The 19,666-nt window shown below is 68.6% G+C and carries 15 protein-coding genes; 5 read left to right on the top strand and 10 right to left on the bottom strand.

All coding sequences use genetic code 11. From position 1 onward, the window contains the following. Positions 1–10: 10 nt before the first annotated feature. Positions 11–934: a Grx4 family monothiol glutaredoxin gene (gene grxD / locus ACFWZ3_RS01455; protein WP_439706004.1), complete on the top strand. Its 924-nt coding sequence runs from the start codon at positions 11–13 to the stop codon at positions 932–934. 181 nt (positions 935–1,115) lie between these two features. On the opposite strand, the gene ACFWZ3_RS01450 is transcribed toward grxD, so the two are convergent. The 7 genes from ACFWZ3_RS01450 to ACFWZ3_RS01420 all read right to left on the bottom strand — a co-directional run bounded on the left by ACFWZ3_RS01450 (position 1,116) and on the right by ACFWZ3_RS01420 (position 10,781). Next, positions 1,116–2,123, bottom strand: a complete 1,008-nt coding sequence (locus ACFWZ3_RS01450; protein ID WP_439706003.1) for an SDR family oxidoreductase — start codon at positions 2,121–2,123, stop codon at positions 1,116–1,118. Positions 2,124–2,208: 85 nt separating this feature from the next. Continuing rightward, positions 2,209–2,589 carry a sensory rhodopsin transducer gene (locus tag ACFWZ3_RS01445; protein ID WP_439706002.1) on the bottom strand — a complete coding sequence of 127 codons (381 nt, stop codon included), beginning with the start codon at positions 2,587–2,589 and terminating at the stop codon, positions 2,209–2,211. Further along, positions 2,586–3,032, bottom strand: a complete 447-nt coding sequence (locus ACFWZ3_RS01440; RefSeq protein WP_439706001.1) for a PPC domain-containing DNA-binding protein — start codon at positions 3,030–3,032, stop codon at positions 2,586–2,588. The genes ACFWZ3_RS01445 and ACFWZ3_RS01440 overlap by 4 nt, the downstream gene beginning before the upstream one ends. 220 nt (positions 3,033–3,252) lie before the next feature. Then, the gene (locus ACFWZ3_RS01435; protein ID WP_439706000.1) at positions 3,253–6,399 is read right to left on the bottom strand and encodes an FAD-binding and (Fe-S)-binding domain-containing protein; all 3,147 of its coding nucleotides are present in this window, start codon (positions 6,397–6,399) and stop codon (positions 3,253–3,255) included. Between the two features lie 162 nt (positions 6,400–6,561). Next, entirely contained in the window at positions 6,562–7,704 is a 1,143-nt protein-coding gene (locus ACFWZ3_RS01430; protein WP_439705999.1) for an enolase C-terminal domain-like protein, read from the bottom strand. Beyond that, on the bottom strand, positions 7,701–9,491 hold the full coding sequence (locus ACFWZ3_RS01425; RefSeq protein WP_439705998.1) for a thiamine pyrophosphate-requiring protein: 1,791 nt from the start codon (positions 9,489–9,491) through the stop codon (positions 7,701–7,703). The genes ACFWZ3_RS01430 and ACFWZ3_RS01425 overlap by 4 nt, the downstream gene beginning before the upstream one ends. A gap of 498 nt (positions 9,492–9,989) precedes the next feature. Further along, positions 9,990–10,781, bottom strand: a complete 792-nt coding sequence (locus ACFWZ3_RS01420) for an AMP nucleosidase (RefSeq protein WP_439701591.1) — start codon at positions 10,779–10,781, stop codon at positions 9,990–9,992. 226 nt (positions 10,782–11,007) lie between these two features. Between ACFWZ3_RS01420 and ACFWZ3_RS01415 the strand changes: the two genes are divergently transcribed. Next, on the top strand, positions 11,008–11,949 hold the full coding sequence (locus ACFWZ3_RS01415; RefSeq protein ID WP_439705997.1) for a DegV family protein: 942 nt from the start codon (positions 11,008–11,010) through the stop codon (positions 11,947–11,949). Positions 11,950–12,222: 273 nt separating this feature from the next. After that, the gene (locus tag ACFWZ3_RS01410) at positions 12,223–12,894 is read left to right on the top strand and encodes a DUF4124 domain-containing protein (RefSeq protein ID WP_439705996.1); all 672 of its coding nucleotides are present in this window, start codon (positions 12,223–12,225) and stop codon (positions 12,892–12,894) included. Positions 12,895–12,975: 81 nt separating this feature from the next. Here ACFWZ3_RS01410 and ACFWZ3_RS01405 read toward each other — a convergent pair whose 3' ends face one another. Beyond that, a complete protein-coding gene (locus ACFWZ3_RS01405; protein ID WP_439705995.1) occupies positions 12,976–13,758 on the bottom strand; it encodes an SDR family oxidoreductase in 783 nt (260 codons plus the stop codon). Positions 13,759–13,839: 81 nt separating this feature from the next. Here ACFWZ3_RS01405 and ACFWZ3_RS01400 point away from each other — a divergent pair, with 81 nt between their 5' ends. Then, positions 13,840–14,049, top strand: a complete 210-nt coding sequence (locus ACFWZ3_RS01400) for a hypothetical protein (protein WP_439705994.1) — start codon at positions 13,840–13,842, stop codon at positions 14,047–14,049. A gap of 753 nt (positions 14,050–14,802) precedes the next feature. On the opposite strand, the gene sppA is transcribed toward ACFWZ3_RS01400, so the two are convergent. Together sppA and ACFWZ3_RS01390 are read right to left on the bottom strand one after the other, a co-directional pair. Then, complete coding sequence (sppA, locus tag ACFWZ3_RS01395; RefSeq protein ID WP_439705993.1) at positions 14,803–16,680, bottom strand: signal peptide peptidase SppA; 1,878 nt, start codon at positions 16,678–16,680, stop codon at positions 14,803–14,805. 18 nt (positions 16,681–16,698) lie between these two features. Continuing rightward, on the bottom strand, positions 16,699–18,114 hold the full coding sequence (locus tag ACFWZ3_RS01390; RefSeq protein ID WP_439705992.1) for an MATE family efflux transporter: 1,416 nt from the start codon (positions 18,112–18,114) through the stop codon (positions 16,699–16,701). A 105-nt stretch (positions 18,115–18,219) separates the two neighbouring features. Between ACFWZ3_RS01390 and ACFWZ3_RS01385 the strand changes: the two genes are divergently transcribed. Beyond that, the gene (locus tag ACFWZ3_RS01385) at positions 18,220–19,416 is read left to right on the top strand and encodes a DUF3667 domain-containing protein (RefSeq protein ID WP_439705991.1); all 1,197 of its coding nucleotides are present in this window, start codon (positions 18,220–18,222) and stop codon (positions 19,414–19,416) included. Positions 19,417–19,666: the final 250 nt, after the last annotated feature.

The following is a 19,666-nucleotide window of genomic DNA, read 5'->3' as shown; positions in this document are numbered from 1 at the left end:
GAGCTTTCCCATGTCCCTCGATCCTGCCACCCGCGAACGCATCGAAACCCTGCTCAAGGACCACCGCGTGGTGCTGTTCATGAAGGGCGACCGCCGCCAGCCGATGTGCGGCTTCTCCGCCGCGGCGACCAACACGCTCAATGAGCTCCTGCCCGAGTACCACACGGTCAACGTGCTGGAGGATCCGGAGATCCGCGAGGGCATCAAGGTGTTCGGCGACTGGCCGACGATCCCGCAGTTGTACGTCGAGGGCGAGCTGGTCGGCGGCGCCGACATCATCCGCCAGATGTATGCCAGCGGCGAACTGCACACGCTGTTCGGCGCCACGCCGCCCGACCGCACGCCGCCGGAAATCACCATCACCGACAAGGCCGCCGAGGCCATCCGCAACGGCATCGCCAACGCACAGGGCCTGGCGCTGCACCTGGAGATCGGCCCCGACCACAGCGCCGGCTTCCAGCTCGCGCCGGCGGGCGACCACGACATCGTGGTAACGGCCAACGGCATCGAGGTGCACTTCGATCCGGGCAGCGCGCAGCGCGCCAAGGGCATCGTGATCGACTGGGTCTCCACCGTGCAGGGCGAGGGCCTGAGCCTGAAGTTCCCGGGTGCGCAGGAGATCGGTTCGCTCAGCGTGCAGCAGCTCAAGGAGCGCCTGGCCGAGGGCAGCGTGCTACTGGTCGACGTGCGTCCGGCCGCCGGCCGCAGCCAGGCCGCGCCGCTGGCGCTGGCGCGCGTGCTGGAGGACGAAGGCTACGACGCGCTCGCCGCGCTGCCGAAGGACACCGCGCTCGCCTTCATCTGCCACCACGGCAACTCCAGCCGCGGCGTCGCGGAGCGCTTTGCGGCGCACGGGTTCAAGAGCGTGTTCAACGTCGAGGGCGGCATGGACGCGTGGGCGCGCGAGATCGATTCTTCGGTGCCGCGTTACTGAGGCTTCCCGCCAGGAGCGCCCCCATCCGCCCTCCGGGCACCTTCCCCCGCGTTGCGGGGGAAGGATCAGGTGGCGGGAACGCGCGTCCACGAGTCCCCCCGCCACGCGGGGGAAGGTGCCGACAGGCGGATGGGGGCGACCGGAGCGCGCACCTCCATGCTGCCGCTTTCGCGCGGCCACCCTAGCGCCGCAAGCCCGCCCGCATGCCGCGGCGACCGGCCCAAAGCAAGGCCCCAGCCGCCAACGCCCCCGCCGCGACCATGCCGCGGTGCGTCGTCGCCCACAACTGCAGGCTGTAGCCCTTCGAACGCGTATCGAAGCGCCCGTGCGTGCCGTAATCCTCCGGCACCGCCTCGTACAGGTTGTCCGGCCGGTTGTCCGGCAACGGCAGCTTGCCCATCTGGCCCGCGTAGCCGAGCTTGACCAGGCGGCGGTCCGCCAGTTTCGGGAACAGCTTGTTGCCGAGGATCGCCTTGACCGCCGGAAAGCCCACGTTGAGCTCGCGCCGGCGATGGTGCGCGGCCCAGTGGATGCCCTTGGCGGCGACCTCAGGCTGGAAGATCGGCGGCACCGGCTGCGGTCGGCGTGGCAGCTTGGTGCGACCCCACTGGAACTGCGGCGTGTTGAACGCTGACAGCTGCACCATGGTGATGTGGATGTCGGTTTTGTCGTGCATCAGCTCCACGCGCAGCGCGTCGGTGAAGCCGCGGATGGCGAACTTCGCGCCGCAGTAGGCCGATTGCAACGGAATCGCCCGGTAGGCCAGCGCCGAACCCACCTGCACGATGGTGCCGCGGTTGCGCTCGCGCATGCGCTTGAGTGCCGCCATCGTGCCGTGCACGGTGCCCAGGTAAGTGACCTCGGTGGCGCGCTTGAACTCGGCCGGGCTGATTTCGTGCACCGGCGAGAAGATGGTCGCCATCGCATCGTTGACCCAGATGTCGATCGGACCGAGCTCCTGCTCCACACGCTCGGCGGCCGCCTCCACGGCGTCGGCATCGGAGACGTCCAGCGGGATCGGCAGGGCTTCGCCGCCCAGCGTGCGCACTTCCTCCGCGGCCCGCTCCAGGCCCTCGCTGCTGCGTGCGATCAGGGCGATGCGCGCGCCGTCGCGTGCGAAGCGGTGCGCAGTGGCTCGGCCGACGCCGGCAGAGGCGCCGGTGATGACGACGACTTCGGGTTTCTTCATGGTGCGGCTCCTTCGGTGTCTGCAGGAGCGCCCTTGGGCGCGACCGCCATGCCGGTCGCGCCCAAGGGCGCTCCTACAAAGGCGATCAGCTGTAGGCGATGGTGGAAAGCAGCGCGAGCGCGGCCTGGCGCGAGTCCAGGCGCGTGTGCTGCACCACGATCGGCACGTCCGACTCGATCACGCTGGAATAGTCGGTGTCGGTCGGGATCGGCTCCGGATCCTTCAGGTCGTTGAAGCGCAGGTGCAGCGTGCGCCGCGCCGGTACGGTGACCCGGTAGGGGCCGGCCGGGTCGCGGTCCTTGAAGTAGATGGTGATGGTCACCTGCGCGTCCTGCGCGTTGGTGTTGAGCAGGCAGGCGGTTTCGTGGCTGAGGAAACGCGGGTCGTCCGCGTGGGTGCCGCCGGGCGGGATATAACCCTCGGCGATGGCCCAGCGGCGTTCGCCGATCGGTTCTGGCGTGGTCATGGCAGCTCCTTGTCGAGGTGGATCAGGGCGAGTCCCGATTGCGGGTCGTGGCGACGGCGCAGGTGCGCGGGCGCCTCGGTGACGATCACTTCCAGCGTCGGCCGCACGTGGCCTTCGAGCAGGTGGCCGCCGAGCGCGCGGCCGTCGGACTGGCCGAGCACGGCATGCATGTGCAGCCTGGGCTCGTCGTCCTTGAGCGCCACGTCGCCGATCAGCGAAACCACCTCGACCTGCTCGTCGACGGGGTTGCGCCTGTAATCCTTGGTGTTCCAGTCGAAGTACCCGAGCACGGCGCGTTGGAAGGCGCCGATCGCGGTGAGGTGGGCGGCGGACAGCTGGTGTTCCCTGGCGAAGGCGAGCAGGCAGGCGTTGGCCTCGTCGCCGGTCTCGAGCACGACGGCCCAGGTGCGCGTGTCGTCCTGGTGGATCAGTTGGTAGTGCATGGGTGGGCGCTCCTGCGGTGCGGGTTCCTGCGGAGAGCGGGGCCGGTCGGGGTGGGGTTTGCGCTCCGGTTGCCCCCATCCGCCTGTCGGCACCTTCCCCCGTGGAACGGGGGAAGGCTCACGGGCGCGCGCTTCTGCAAGGTGGAGCCTTCCCCCGCCGCGCGGGAAAAGGTGCCCGCTGTGCGGATGGGGGCAACCGGAGCGGGTAGTCCCGTCACGCTCACTGCCCTCCCCAAGCCTCGCCCCCGCGCCCGGGCTCCGGTCGCGCCGAGGGCAGCGAGGCCTCGCGTTCGCGGGCAGGAATGGCGTCGAGGTTGGACGTGCCCTGCGCCAGCGCCATCGCCAGCACCTGCGACACGTCCAGCGCGGTGCGCCCGGTGCATTGCTGGATCTGCTGCCGGCAGGAGAAGCCGTTGGTGATGATCAGCGTGTCCGGGTCGGCCGCACGAATCGCCGGCAGCAGCTCCAGTTCGCCGATCGCGAGCGAGACGTTGACCTTCTTCGCGTCGAACCCGAACGAACCGGCCATGCCGCAGCAACCGGCGTCGAGGAACTCGAAGTCGAGCCCGGCCTTGGCCAGCAGCCGCTTCTCCGCATCGGTACCGATCACGGCGTGGTGGTGGCAGTGCGCGTGCACCAGCGCCTTGCGCCTGAACTGGGGCGGCGCGTAGCCGACGCGGTCGAGGTATTCGCTGAAGAGGAAGGTGTTGCGCGCGAGCCAGTGCGCGCGCTCGTCACCCGGAAAGAGATTGGGCAGTTCGTCGCGGAAGGCCGCCACGCAGGAGGGCTCCAGCCCCACCACCGGCACGCTGCGGTCGATGTGCGGCGAGAGCGCGTCGAGGATGTCGGACAGTTGCGCGCGCGCCTTGTCCAGCATGCCCTCGGCGTACAGCGGCCGGCCGCAGCACAGCGTCGCCTGCGGCACCACCACGCGGTAGCCGGCCGCCTCCAGCACGCCGACGGCATCCTTGAGCGGATCAGGATGCAGGTAATTGTTGAAGGTGTCGGGCCACAGCAGCACCTCGGGCCCGCGCATGCGCGGGGCTTGCCGTGCAGCGAACCAGTCGCGGAAGGTCTCGCCGACGAAGCGCGGCATCGTGCGTCGCTGGGCGATGCCGCCGATCGCCTTGGCCAGGTGCGAAAGCCCGGGCGTCTGCAGTACCGCGTTGGCCAGCCACGGCACGCGCGAGGCCACGCGCGCCACGTCGAAGATGCGCCCCATCGCGTAGGCCGCGCGTGGACGCAGGCGTCCCTTGTAGTGGTGGTGCATGAACTCGGCCTTGTAAGTGGCCATGTCCACGTTGACCGGGCAGTCGCTCTTGCAGCCCTTGCAGGCTAGGCACATGTCCAGCGCATCGCGCACCGGCTCGCTGCGCCAGCCGTCCTTCAACGGGTCGCCCTCGAGCATCTCGAACAACAGGTGCGAGCGCCCGCGCGTGCACCACTTCTCCTCGTGGGTGGCGCGGTAGCTCGGGCACATCACGTTCTTGTGCTTGTTGCGGCAGTTGCCCACGCCCACGCAGCGGCGCGCGGCCTGGGCGAAGCTCATGCCGTCGGCCGGATAAGCGAAGGCGGTCTTGAGCTTCGGCGGCTGGTAGCCGGGACCGTCGCGCAGGTCGGCGTCCATCGGGTTGGGATCGACCACCTTGCCCGGGTTCATGCGCCCGCGCGGATCCCACAGCGCCTTGAACTGTCCGAACGCCTGCACCAGTTCGTCGCCGAACATCTTGGGCAGGAACGAGGCACGCACCTGCCCGTCCCCGTGTTCGCCCGAGAGCGAGCCGCCGTAGGACAGCACCAGGTCGGAGGCCTCGTCCATGAAGGCGCGCCACTGCGCCACCGCCTCGGGCGTGGCCAGGTCGAAGGCGATGCGGCAGTGGATGCAGCCGTCGCCGAAGTGGCCATACAGCGCGCAGGTGTAGGTGTACTTGGCCAGCAGCTTGCGGAAGTCGCGCAGGTAGGGCCCGACCTTGTCCGGCGGGACCGCGGCGTCCTCCCAGCCCGGGTGGCCGTCCGGCTGGCCGGGCACGCGCGCGGTCGCGCCCAGGCCCGATTCGCGGATGGTCCACAGCATGCCTTCCTCGTCCTTGTCGTCGAACAGCTTCATGCTCGGCGGGTGGTCGTCCTGCTTCAGCGCCGCCATCAGCTTGCGTGCCTTGGCGTCGGCCTCTTCCTTGGAGTCGCCGCCGAACTCGACCATCAGCCAGCCGCCGCCGGGCGGCAGCAGGGCGCGGTCTTTCGGATGCATGTCCTTGCGTTTCATGTCGGCGATCAGCGCATCGTCGATGCCCTCCAGGCCGGTCGGGCCGAAAGCGAGGATCTGCGGCACGTGGTCGCCCGCCTCGAACACGTCGGGGTAGCCCAGTACCAGCAGCGAACGCACCGGCGGACTGGGCACCAGCCGCACCTCCGCCTCCAGGATCGTCACGCAGGTGCCCTCGGTACCGACCAGCGCGCGCGCCACGTTGAAGCCGTTTTCGGGCAGCAGCTCGTCCAGGTTGTAGCCGGACACGCGGCGCGGGATCTTCGGGTAGCGCGCGCGGATCAGGTCGGCGTAGCGGTCGCGGATGGATTTGAGGCCCGCGTAGATCTCGCCGCGACGCCCGCCCTCGCGGATGATCTGTTCCAGCTCCTCTTCGCTCGTCGGTCCCACACGCATGCGCAGGCCGTCGTAGGTGACGATCTCCAGCGCGTGCACGTTGTCGGCGGTGCGCCCGGCCATCACCGAATGCACGCCGCAGGAGTTGTTCCCGATCATGCCGCCCAGCGTGTTGTGCGCATGGGTGGAGGGGTCGGGACCGAAGGTGAGGTGATGCTTCTCGGCCTCGTCGCGCAGGTCGTCCAGCACGCAGCCGGGCTCGATGCGCGCGCGGCGCCGATCGGGATCGATCGCGACGATCTGGTTCAGGTGATAGGAAAAATCCATCACCACCGCGGTGTTGCAGCATTGCCCGGCGAGGCTGGTACCGCCGCCGCGCGAGAGCACCGGCGCGTCGTGCTCGCGGCAGATGCGAAGGGTTTCGATCACGTCGCGGGCGTGGCGCGGCTTGACCACGCCGATGGGCACCTGGCGGTAGATCGAGCCATCGGTGGCGTACAGCGCGCGGCTGCCATCGTCGAAGCAGACCTCGCCCTCCAGTGCCGCGGCCAGGTCCTGCGCCAGCACGGCGGCGGCGGCGCTGGAGAAGGCGAAGCGGTTGCTGTGCGAGTGGCGCACGCGCGGCGGCGCCAGCGGCAGCACGGCGGCATCGCGGTGGCTGTCCTGGCGATCGCGGCCGTCGGTGGACGATGCAGCCGCCTCGGCGCCGGGGGCGTCGGGCTTGCGTGGGAACGAAGGGACGGAGCCGTGTTCTCGCTGCTTGGTCATGTGTGCCGGCCTCCGTGTAGAAAACCCCTCGCCGGTTCGTGCTCACGGTTGTAGGAGCGCCCTTGGGCGCGACCGCCATCCGGGTCGCGCCCAAGGGCGCTCCTACAGACGGGCAGCTGGTTTTTCCAGACGCATTGAGCGGTCGATCGCTTGGAACTCATGTCAGCAGGCCTCCAGTGGGACGCGGTAACGCTCCGCGTCGCGCTGCTTGAAGGTCAGGCCCAATCCGGGCGTGTCCGCATCGACCACCAGCGCGCCATCGCGCAGTTCGGGCAGGCCATCGAAGAACATCGACTCGATGCGCGCGTGGTCGTGGAAATACTCCACGTGCTTGAGGTGTCCGACCGCGCTGCATACATGCGCGTGCAAGTGCGGCGCACAGTGGGCCGAGACCGGGATGCCGAAGCCGTGCGCCAGCGCGGCCGCATGCAGGAAGCCGCTGAAACCGCCGCAGCGGGTGGCGTCGATCTGCAGCACGTCGACCGCGCCGGCCTGAAGCATGCGGCGGAAATACCAGGCGTCCCAGCCATATTCGCCGGCGGCGATATTCATGCCGGCCGGCGCGCGGTCGCGCAGCAGCGCCAAGCCTTCCAGGTCATCGGAGGACACCGGTTCCTCGAACCAGCCCACGCCTTCGTGCGCGTAGCACTCGGCCAGCGCCAGCGCCTGTTTGCGCTCATAGGCGCCGTTGCCGTCGACCATCAGCTCTGGCGCCGCACCGATCGCTTCGCGGGCGGCGTGCACGCGCGCCGGGTCGTCGTCGGGGTGCGTGCCGACTTTCATCTTGACCCGCGCCATGCCCTGGCCGACCCAGCCGGCGAGTTGTTCCTGCAGGCGCTCGATCGTGTAGGAGGTGAAGCCACCGCTGCCGTACACCGGCACCGTCTCGCGTGCACGGCCCAGTAGACGCACCACCGAGGTGCCGTGCAGGCGCGCCTTGAGATCCCACAGCGCGACGTCGACGGCGGCGATCGCCATCAAGCCGACGCCGGGGCGACCGATGTTGCGCAGGGCCCGGTTCATCGAAGCCCAGGCGCCGGGGATGTCGTCGGCATCCTGGTTGAGCAGCACGTCGCGCAGCGGATCGGCAATCACCGCGCCCGCAGCGGCGTGGGCGTAGGTCCAGCCCAGTCCGGTATGGCCGCCGGCGGAGACCTGCGCCAGCACCAGCGTGGTCGCGTCCCAGGCAATGGTGCCGTCGGCTTCGGGCGCGTCGGTCGGAATGCGGTACGCATCGACCTCGATGCGTGCGATGCGGCGCGTTGCGGGAACGGTCGCGGCGGGTGAGGGCCGCGCGGCGTTCATCGCTGGCTGTGCGGCAGGATGCCGGCGAGCACCTGGCGCAGGCTCTGCTTGATGATGCCGCCCTCGTCCGGGTCGCCCTTGGCCAGCGCGGTCATGTAGTCCTTGGCCTGTTTCCAGGTGATGTGCGGCGGCAGCGGCGGCACGTCCGGGTCGCTGATGATGTCCAGCAGCACCGGGCGGTCGGCGGCGAAGGCCTGCTCCCAGGCGGTGCCCAGGTCTTCGGGGCGGTCGACACGGATCGCCTTGAAGCCGAGCAGCTCGGCGTACTTGGCGTAGGAGAATTCCTCGACGTCCTGCGACTCGGAGAACTTCGGATCGCCGCCCAGCGCACGCTGCTCCCAGGTGACCTGGTTGAGGTCGTCGTTGTGCAGCACCATCACCACGAAGCAGGGGTTGGACCATTTCTTCCAGTACTGCTTGACGGTGATCAGCTCGGCGTTGCCGTTCATCTGCATGGCGCCATCGCCGACGATCGCCAGCACCGGCCGTTCGGGATAGGCGAACTTGGCCGCGATCGCGTAGGGCATGCCGCTGCCCATCGTGGCGAGCTTGCCCGAGAGCGAGGCCATCATGCCCTTGCGGATCTTCACGTCGCGGGCGTACCAGTTGGTATGCGAACCGCAGTCGCCGCAGATGATGGTGTTGTCGGGCAGCCGCGGGGACAGCTCCCAGAAGATGCGCTGCGGATTGATCGGGTTGGCCGGCTCCATCGCTTTCGCTTCGAGGTCGCGCCACCACTTGCGCACGTTGAGCTCGATGCGTTCGCGCCAGTCCGGGTTCTCCTTCGGCCGCAGGAGCGGCAGCAGGCGCTCGAGCACCTGCGCGCTGTCGCCGATCAGGTTCACTTCGGTCGGGTAGCGCATCGACACGTTGCGCGGATCGATGTCGATCTGCACCGCGCGCGCCTGGCCTTCCTCGGGCAGGAATTCCGAATACGGGAACGTGGTGCCGACCATCAGCAGCGTGTCGCAGTCGTTCATCATGTCCCAGCTCGGCTTGGTACCGAGCAGGCCGATCGAGCCGGTGACGAAGGGCAGGTCGTCCGGCAGCGCCGCCTTGCCGAGCAGCGCCTTGGCGACGCCGGCATCGAGCCTGTTGGCGACCGCGACCACCTCCTCGCCCGCATGCATGGCGCCGGCGCCGATCAGGATCGCCACCTTGCGGCCGTCATTGAGGATGTCGGCGGCGCGCTTGATGTCGGCGTCGCTCGGTACCGGGCAGGGGTTGGCGTAGCCGACGCCGGTGTAGATGTCGTTGTGCTTGCGCGGCGGGTGCTTCACCGCCGGCAGTTCCTGGATGTCGTTGGGCACGATCACGCAGGTGACGGTGCGCCGCGCAGCCGCAATGCGGATCGCGCGATCCATCACCTGGCGCACCTGTACCGGCGAGAACACCGTCTCGACGTAGCCGCAGACGTCCTGGAACAGCACCTGCAGGTCCACCTCCTGCTGGTAGTCGCTGCCGATCGCGCTGCGGGCGGACTGGCCGACGATCGCCAGCACCGGCATGTGGTCCATCTGCGCGTCGTACAGGCCGTTGAGCAGGTGAATCGCACCCGGTCCGGAGGTGGCCACGCACACGCCGATCTCGCCGGTGAACTTGGCATGTGCGCCGGCCATGAAGGCGGCCATTTCCTCGTGGCGCACGCGCACGTAGTCGAACCGTTCCGCCGCGCGGCCCATCGCGCCCATGATGCCGTTGATGCCATCGCCCGGGAAACCGAAGATGCGTCGGATGCCCCAATCGGTGAGGCGCTGCAGGATGAAATCGCCGACGGTTTCGCTCATGGGTGACAAGCTCCTTGCGGGCGCGTGGCGCCGCGGATCGGGCGCAAGGGTTCGCCTCGCGCAGGAAGCGCGTGCCTGTCAGAGCTTGAGGGGATCTGGCAAGGATCGGTGGATGCAGGAGCATCGACACCGACACGCGCTGGGGATCGGACCGCCCTACCTTGCCGCGCGGGCGGTCATCTGCGGGTGAAAGCGGTGCGATGCGAACGCTAGGCGTGGCGCAGGATCTTGCGTTGCGTGGTCGCTCGCGCGAGTCGGGCGCCGGCAGGTTGTAGCGTTTGGCACAAGCGCCCCCATCCGCCTGTCGGCACCTTCCCCCGCGTTCGCGGGGGAAGGCTCGGGAACGAAGCCGGCGGCAAGCGTTGCGCCCCGTTCGTCGCAGGGCCCGGAAACGCAGCGAACCACAAGATCCTTCCCCCGCTTGACGGGGGAAGGTGCCCGGAGGGCGGATGGGGGGGAACCTTGCCTGGAACCGCCCCCCGCCAGGACCTCCGAGCCTCAGTCGCCGTCCATCTCGTCCTCGAACCGCAGGTGCTTGACGCTGCGCCCGTTGCGCCGGACCAGCTTGAGCGCCTCGATGCCGATGCGGATGTGCGCCTCGACGTACTTCTCGGTCACGCTGCGGTCGCTGGCCTCGGTCTTGACGCCTTCGGGGATCATCGGCTGGTCGGATACGAGCAACAGCGCGCCGCACGGGATCTTGTTGGCGAAGCCGGCCGCGAAAATGGTCGCCGTCTCCATGTCCACCGCCATGCAGCGGGTGCGACGCAGATAGTCCTTGAACGCCTCGTCGTGTTCCCACACGCGCCGGTTGGTGGTGTAGACGGTGCCGGTCCAGTAGTCGTGGCCGAGGTCGCGGATCATGGTGGAGACCGCGCGCTGCAGCTGGAACGCCGGCAACGCCGGCACCTCCGGCAGCAGGTAGTCGCCGGAGGTGCCCTCGCCGCGGATCGCGGCGATCGGCAGCACCAGGTCGCCGAGCTGGTTCTTCTTCTTGAGTCCGCCGCACTTGCCCAGGAACAGCGCCGCGTGCGGCTGCACCGCGCTGAGCAGGTCCATCACCGTGGCGGCGTTGGGGCTGCCCATGCCGAAGTTGATCAGGGTGATGCCGTCGGCAGTGGCGTTGGGCATCGGCCGGTCACGCCCCTGCACCTCCACTCCGTGCCATTGGGCAAACAGGTCCACGTACAGGCCGAAATTGGTCAGCAGGATGTGCTGGCCGAACTGCTCCAGCGGCGTGCCGGTATAGCGCGGCAGCCAGTTGGAGACGATCGCTTGCTTGTCTTTCATCGGGTATCCGAAGGGAAACGCACCGCGGTCGCGATGCGCGCGCCGGCGACGCCACGCCGGCAGGAGCCATTCGAGTGCCGGCATTCTACGTGCGGATGCGTCGCGCCGTCACTCAAGCCACCGCAAAAGTCGCCGATAAACCGGATGAAAACCGCGCTGCATGAACCAAGTCGCAGTATTGACGCGCGTGTTATGTTCGGCGCGTCATTGACCAGGGGGATGACACATGCGGATGGGGCTGGCTATCGACGCGTCCTGCGACCTGCCGCAGGCGTTCCTCGAACAACACAACATCGCGGTGATGCCGGTCATCGTGAAGCTCGACGGCAGCGTCTTCAAGGACAACCGCAACCAGGAGGAGATCGACCGCTTCCTCCACATGGAACTGGCCGGCACCCACGCGGCCGAAACCGAGCCCTGCTCGGTCGAGGACGTGCAGCGGATGTTCCTGGACAAGCTGGTGCTGGAGCAGGACTGCGTGTTCTGCCTGACCATCACCGCCACGCGCAGTCCGATCCACGAGAACGTGCTCAAGGCCAGCTTCGCGATCCTGAAGAACTACCGCGAGGTGCGCGAGCGCGCCGGCGTGCCCGGTCCATTCCTGATGCGCGTGGTCGACACCCGCAACGTGTTCGCCGGCGAAGGCCCGGCGGTGTTCGAGGCGACGCGGCTGATCGCGTCCGGCGAGGCGCCGCCGGCGATTCGCGAGCGGCTTGGCGTCATCGCCAACCACACCTATGCCTACATGCTGCCGCGCGACCTGCACCACCTGCGCAGCCGCACCCGCAAGCGCGGCGACCGCAGCGTCAGCCTGTTCAGCGCGGTGGTCGGTACGGCGCTGGACATCAAGCCTTTGTTGCGCTGCTTCCGCGGCGAGACCGGCCCGGTCGGCAAGGTGCGTGGCTTCGAGCACGGCGCCGAGATGCTGTTTGCCTATGCCGTCCGCCGCGTGCGCGCCGGCCTGATGGTGCCGGTGATGTGCGTCAGCTACGGCGGTGACCTGTCCGAACTGGCCAAGCTGCCGGGCTACGACACGTTGCGCCAGGCCTGCGAGGAAGCCGGCGTGACGCTACTGGAAGCGCCGATGAGCATCACCGGCATGGTCAATGTGGGCGAAGGCGCGGTGACGCTCGGCTTCGCCGCCGAGGAACACGAGCCTGATTTTTAGGCCCTCGCGCGGCTGGTCTCGCACGCCCTGCCCGTCCCCTCGGTGAAAGGACTGGTGTGAGGGGCCGCTGCGCTCCGCCCCCTATCCCCTGCCAGGGAGGGTTGGGATGAGGGTGAGGCCGCCACGTTGGGCTCCCTCTCCCCTGCGGGGAGAGGGCTGGGGTGAGGGGCCGGGGCTTGCGGGAAACCGCACACAGGGCGGCGCTCTATCTCCGACGCCACCCGGCAACGCGATTTCCACACCGGGTCATCGGCACGGCCCTACAATCGCACCATGCGCCGCCCGCCCCTCCCCGTCCTGCTGGGTCTTGGCCTGCTTGCCACCGGGCTGACGTGGTGCGGCCGCGCGGCGGCCACCACCATCTACGAATGCACCACCGCCGATGGCCGGGTGATCTACCAGGACACCCCCTGTAGTGCAGGCCAGCAGCAGCGCACGATGCAGGTCGCCGATGCGCCCGCGACACCGCGCCCGCCCACGCCGCCCGTCCCCGCGTCAGCGCCCGAACCCGCCGCCCCGCCACCCGCTCGCGCACCCTCCGTGCCTTCCGCGCCATTGCCGCTGATGTACGCCTGCGTGCGCGCCACCGACGGCAAGACCTATCTGAGCGACAACGGCAACCCGCCGCCCTACCAGGCGCCCTACGGCATGCTCGGCGCGGAGCAGTTGCCGTTGTCGGAGGTCTACGGCGCCGACCGGGGCGCAGCCGGCATCTCAGCGCCGGAAGCCAACCGCGGACGCGTCAGCTCCGGCCTGGTGGCGAACAACTACGTATGGGTGCAGGACCAGTGCCGCGAGCTGGACGAGGAGGAAACCTGCCAGGCCCTGCAGGACGCCTACGACGAGAACGAGCACAAGCTCGACAATGCCTTCAAGAGCCAGCGCCCGCCGCTGGAGAAGCGCGCGGGGCAGTTACAGGCGCAACTGGTCAACTGCGGCGACTGAGCCCCCTTCGTAGGGTGGGCTTCAGCCCACCACGCTCTCGCTCGATCTGGCACGGTGGGCTAAAGCCCACCCTACGAAAGGCTAGAAGCCGAAGCTGAGGAAGCCGCCGTCCACTGCCAGCACCTGCCCGGTGATGTAGCCGGCCGCCGGCAGGCACAGGAAGGCCACCGCCGCGGCCACTTCCTCCGGCTCGCCGATGCGCTTGAGCGGCGTGCGCTCGAGGACTTCTTCCAGATAGTCGGCGTCGGCCAGTGCCGGTTCCGAGCGCTGCGTGCGGATGTACCAGGGTGCCACCGCGTTGACGCGGATGCCGTCCGCCGCCCACTCGACCGCCAGGTTGCGGGTGAGCTGGTGCAGCGCGGCCTTGCTCATGCCGTAGGGCGAGCCGGTGCGCACATGCACCGTGCCGGAGACCGAACCCACGTTCACGATCGCGGCGTTGCCGTGCTCGGCCAGGTGCGGGTGCGCCAGCCGGCACATCTCGAACGCGCTGAACAGGTTCTGCTCGAAGATCGCGCGGTAGTCGGTGCTGTCGTAGGCCAGCGTGGCGTCGGGCGCGTTGCCGCCGGCATTGTTGACCAGCAGGGAGACTGGCGCGTCGATGTCGGCGATCCAGTCGAATACCGCCAGCCGCTCCTCGTCCTCGACCAGGTCGGCCGCGAAGGCGAGGACCTCGCGCCCGGGCAGGTCCTCTGCAAGCTCGGCGCGGACCTGTTCCAGGTGCACGTCGTCGCGGGCCACCAGCAGCAGGTCCGCGCCCAGGCCACCGAGTTCGCGCGCGACAGCCAGCCCGATGCCCTTGCTGGCACCAGTGATCAGGGCGGTGTGGCCGGCAAGCTGCCAGGCGTCGGTGCGCAGGTTCATGGGCGCAGAGCTTAGCCGATGCGCTTGCCGCGATCGCAGGGCGGCGGGACACTGCGGACCGGGTCGACTAGGGGAACCGCCATGAAAGCATTGCTGCCACTCGCCTGCCTGCTCGCGCTGACCGGCTGCTCGAACAAGGCGCCCGAACCGCAGGCCACTGCCGCGGCCAAGCGCGTCGCCGCGCCATGGGACGACATGAAGAAGGACGAGCAGAAGGCCAGAGACGTGCAGAACGTGCTCGACGACCAGGCCAAGGCGCAGCAGAAAGCGCTCGACGACGCCGAGCAGTAATCACCACCCGCCTGAGTGCGCGATCGAAGTCGCAGCGCCCCGCTATCGAATCCTTCCCCCGCGAACGCGGGGGAAGGTGCCGACAGGCGGATGGGGGCGCTCTTGGCGGGATGCATGGTCTAGTCTTTCGCAAGGCCTCCCCCATCCGCCCTGCGGGACCTTCCCCCGTGAACGGGGGAAGGAACAGCTTTAGCGCGGGGCGCAGAAGCAGTAGGCGTACACGCCGGGGCGAGCGGACTGCGCACGGCGCAGCAGCGTCCCGCTATCGAATCCTTCCCCCGCGAACGCGGGGGGAAGGTGCCGACAGGGCGGATGGGGGCGCTCTTGGCGGGATGCACGGTCCAGCCTTTCGCAAGATCTCCCCCATCCGCCCTGCGGGCACCTTCCCCCGTAAACGGGGGAAGGAATCAAAGCTTCAGCGTGGCGCGCAGAAGCGGTAAGCGAACACGCTGGGGCGAGCGGATCGCGCATGGCGCGCAGCAGCGCCCGCTATCGAATCCTTCCCCCGCGAACGCGGGGGAAGGTGCCGACAGGCGGATGGGGGCGCTCTTGGCGGGATGCACGGTCTAGCCTTTCGCAAGACCTCCCCCATCCGCCCTGCGGGCACCTTCCACCGTAAACGGGGGAAGGAATCAAAGCTTCAGCGCGGCGCGCAGAAGCGGTAAGCGAACACGCTGGGGCGAGCGGACCGCGCATGGCGCAGCAGCGTCCTGCTATCGAATCCTTTCCCCGTGAACGGGGGAAGGAACAGCTTTAGCGCGGGGCGCAGAAGCAGTAGGCGTAGACGTTCGGGCGACCGGCCTGGGCATGGCCCAGAAGCTTGAGCTCGGGGGCCAGCTGCGGCAGTTCGGCCAGCCACGCGGGCAGGCGCAGTCCGTAGCCCTGGACCACCTTCACCATGGCACTCTGGTTCATGCCCACCAGGAACTGCTCGAAGCCGCCCAGCGGCGCCTCGACGTAGTGCACGCGGTAGCCCTTGCCCAGTTTTGCCAGCGCCGCGGCCTCGTCGAGCGCGGCATCCAAGCCTCCGAGCTGGTCGACCAGCCCGCGTTCCAGCGCCTGGCGGCCGGTCCACACGCGACCCTGGGCGATCGCGTCGACCGCCTCGAAGCTCTTGCCCCGCGCGTTGGCGACCTTGCCGACGAAATCGCGGTAGCCCTTGTTGATGATCGCCTGGATCACCTGCCCCGCCTGCGGATCGAGCGGCCGGGTGATGTCGAAGGCGCCAGCCATGGGCCCGGTGCCCACGCCGTCGCTGTGGATGCCGATCTTCTCCAGCGTGCCGGGCACCGCGTAGTACATGCCGAAGATGCCGATCGAGCCGGTGATCGTGTTCGGGTCGGCATAGATGCGATCGGCGTTCATCGCGATCCAGTAGCCGCCGCTCGCGGCCACGTTGCCCATCGAGACCACGACCGGGATGCCGGCCTTGCGGGTCAGCTCCACTTCGCGGCGGATCTGCTCGGCGGCGTAGACCTCGCCGCCGGGCGAGTTGATCCGGAGCACCAGCGCCTTGGTCCGGCGGTCGTGCCGCGCGGCGCGGATCAGCGCCGCGGTCGAGTCGCCTCCCACGCTGCCCTGCGGCTGCTTGCCGCCGACGATCTCGCCTTCGGCGACGACCACCGCCACGCCGGAGGCGAATGGGCTGTCGTGTTCGAGGTTGGCGACGTAGCGCGAGAGGTCGACCTGGCGGAAGCCTTCCTGCGGCTTGTCGCCGGCCGGCACGCCGGCCTTGCGCATCATCGCGTCGAGTTCGGCGCGGGTGGCGGTGCCGTCGACCAGGTGTTCGTCCTTGGCCAGTTGCGCAAGATCGCCCTGGGTGCGCTCGATGGCCTGGGGCAGGTTGTCGATATCGGCGCGGAAGGTGGCCGGCTCCAGGCCGCGCAGCTTCGCCACTTCACCGATGTATTCATCCCACAGTCCGCTCATCCAGAAGCGGTCCGCCGCCTTGGAGTCGTCCGAGGCGTGGTCCAGGATGTAGGGCTCGGCGGCGCTCTTGTAGCGGCCGACGCGGAACAGGTGCACGTCCACGCCGAGCTTGTCGAGCAGGTCCTTGTAGAACAGCCGGTAGCTGGCCAGGCCGGTAATCATCACCCCGCCCTGCGGATCGAGCAGGATGCGGTCGGCGTGCGCGGCCAGGTAGTACTGGCCCTGGTCGAAGTTCACGCCCCACACGATCACCGGCTTGCCGGCGGCACGGAAGCGATCCAGCGCCGCACCCACCTCGCGCAGCGCGGCGAAGCCACCGCCCTTGAGCTCGTCCGGCAGCAGCAGGATGCGGCTGATCCGCTTGTCCTTCGCCGCCGCGTCGATGGCGCCGACCAGGTCGCGCATCTGCACCTGCTTGGGCGGCTCGCCGGAGAGGCTTTCCAGCGCGCGCTGCAGCGGCTCGATGCTGTACTGCTCGACCAGCTCCCCCCTGGGTTGCAGCACCAGCACGCTGGAGTCCTCGATGGTGTGCGCCATGCGGCTGCCTGCCGCCACGCCCACGAGCAGCAGCAGCAGGAAGAACAGCAGCACGAAGAACACCAGGTTGAGGATCACCAGCCGCACCACGTTGAAGCCGCGGCCGATCACGCAGAGGAAGGCCCAGAATCCGTTCGGGCGGCGCAGGGGCGGCGGGGTGCTCATGGGTCGTTGTCGCTGATGCTAGAGATGATCGTTGAGCGTAACCGCTTGCGAACGCACCGTCATGGTGTCTTCCGGCGGGGTCGCCTGCCAGCGATGGCGCCAGGCGCTGCGCCAGAAGCGCGCGAACAGCAGCACCGCCGCCACGCTCAGGCCGGCGATCAGCCCCATCCACATGCCGCGCGCACCGTAGCCCTGGCGGAAGGCGAGCCACCAGCCCACCGGCATGCCCACGCCCCAGTAGGCGAACAGGGTGATCGCCATCGGCACTCGGGTGTCCTTCAGGCCCCTGAGCGCGCCGTTGGAGGCGACCTGGATGCCGTCGGAGAACTGGAACAATCCGGCCAGCACCAGCAGTTGCGCGGCCAGTGCGATGACCGCGGCGTTGCCGGTGTAGAGCGAGGCGATCGCGTGCGGCAGGCCCAGCATCACGCCGGCCGAGAGCAGCTGGGTGACCAGCGCCAGGCCGATGCCGCAGAAGCCGGCATAGCGCACGCCGCGCGCATCGTCGCGACCCACCGCATTGCCCACGCGCACGGTGATCGCCATCGCCACGCCCAGCGGGATCATGAAGAACACCGAAGCCACGTTGATCGCTACCTGGTGGCTGGCCACCACGTCCTCGCCCATCGTGCCGATCAAGAGCGCGGTGGCCACGAACAGCCCGGCCTCGGCCAGCAGCGTCACCGCCATCGGCAGGCCGATGTGCAGCAGTGCGCCGATGCGCCGCCAGTGCGGCCATTCGAAGCGTTCGAACAGGTTGAGTCCGCGATAGTTGCGGTGGCACAACACGTAGACGAGGAAGCCCAGCATCTCCAGCCACAGCACCAGCGCCGTGGCGATGCCGCAGCCGCGCGCGCCCTGCGGCGGCAGGCCCAGCTTGCCGAACATGAACACGTAGCCCAATGGCGCCAGGATGGCCAGGCCGCCGAGACTGAACATCATCGAAGGGCGCGTCAGCGACAGCCCTTCGGACAGCCCGCGCAAGGTGAAATAGCAGGCCAGCGCGGGTGCGCCCCAGCTGATCGCGTGCAGGAACGCGTTGACGTCGTGGCGCAGGCTGGGGGTCACGCCGATCAGGTTCACCAGCGGTTCGGCGTGGCGCACGCCAAACCACAGCAGCATGCCGAGCATGGCCGCCAGCCACAGCGCCTGGCGGAACACCGCGCCCACCTCGTGACGCCGATGGGCGCCATCGAGCTGCGCCACCGACGGTGGCACCGCCATCATCACGCCGATGCCGCTGACGATCGCCAGCGACCACACGCTGGTGCCGACCGCCACCGCGCCCAGCACGTGCGCGCTGAAATGCCCCGAGAGCAGCGCGTCGACCACATTGGTGCCGACCGCCGCCAGCTGCGCGAGCACCAGCGGCAGGGCCAGGCGCACGGTGGCGCCGACCTCGTGCACGACACGCGCGCGGTCGATGGTCTTCATGGCTCTTGGGTCCGGAGAGGGCGAGGCATTCTAGCCCAGTCGCCAGGGCTGCCCGGGGCGACATGCTGTGCCAAGATCGCACGCTTTCCCAGGGGCGGCCTTCCGATGAACGAGCTGATCGACGCCGGCAAACTGCACTGCGCCAACTGCGCCACGCCGCTGGAGGGCGAGTTCTGCCACCACTGCGGCCAGTCCATGCACAGCGTACTCAAGCCCGTGCACCACATGCTCGAAGACAGCATGGACATGTTCCTGCACGTGGACGGGCGCATCTTTCACACGGTGCCGCCGCTGCTGGGCAAGCCGGGCTTCCTCACCCTGGAGTACTTCTCGGGCCGCCGGCAGCGCTACGTGGCGCCCTTCCGGCTCATGTTCGTCCTGTGCCTACTGGCCTTCTTCGCCATGCACCTGGCCGTGGACAGGGTGGTGGAAGGCCACGGCGTGAACTTGGTCGATGCGCCGCACGTGAACGAGGATGCCTTCGCCAATGCGGACACCCCGCAAGAGGTGCGCGAGCAGCTGGCCGAACAGCTGCACGGCCTGGCTGTTACCCGCGAGGTGACTCCGGCGGTGGCCCACCCCGCGCTTGATGCGAGCGAGCGGCAGCTTCGGGCGCTGGCGGACAAGCGGCTGGTTGCGCTGGGCACCACCCCGCTTGCCGCGGGCGCCGTTCCGTCCGCGGGAGCCAGCGTCGCGGCGCCTGCGAAGCCCTCCGCGGGCGCGGAGGGCCCGATCCAGATCAACAGCAAACTGGACGGCAGTCACATCGAGTTGTCCTGGTTGCCCGCGTTCATGAACGAGCGCATGAACACCTACATCCAGCGCACGGTGGCGAACCTGAAGGAATGGAGCAACCGCGACCCGGCGGTACGGCAAGCGGCACGCGACCGCCTGATCACGGGCGTCTTCTCGGTGCTGCCGCAGGCGATGGTCGTGATGATCCCGCTCTTCGCATTGCTGCTGAAGCTCTTCTATTTCTTCCGGCGCCGGCTCTACATGGAGCACCTGATCGTGGCCCTGCACAGCCACGCCTTCCTGTTCCTGGCGTTGTTGCTGGCCACCCTGCTGGGCATGCTTTCCGGTTGGCTGCGCCCGCACGTGGCCTGGGCCAGCGACGGAGTGAACTACCTGCAGACGGCCGTCTTCCTGTGGATGCCCGCCTATCTGCTGGTGATGCAGAAGCGCGTCTACCGCCAGGGCTGGGCCATGACCCTGCTCAAATACTGGTGCGTGGGCTGGTGCTATTTCTGGCTGCTTTGCGTCGTGCTGTTGGTGGCGGCGGTCATGGGCGCCAGCCACTGAGCGACCGCAGTCCGGAATGCCTGTCATAGCGGTTGTGCACAGCGTCATGAACCTGTCAAGGCCGCTTCCGGGAGCATGAGTGACGCGTGAACGGCATCACACGCGGTTGTGCAAGTCATTGATTCTCCGTTGCTAAATTTGCTGGTTATTTTTTGCCCAGGACGTGCCCGAAGCCCCCGTGACAGGGCTTTGACAGTGCTCTCCCCGACCCGTCCACAGACTTATCCACAGGCTTTGTGGATAAGGGAAA

The organism is Frateuria sp. GZRR35, assembly GCF_051900415.1.
GTDB lineage: Bacteria > Pseudomonadota > Gammaproteobacteria > Xanthomonadales > Rhodanobacteraceae > Frateuria_A.
The sequence above is the reverse complement of the archived record's forward strand: the minus strand, read 5'-3'. Positions and strand labels throughout refer to the sequence as shown.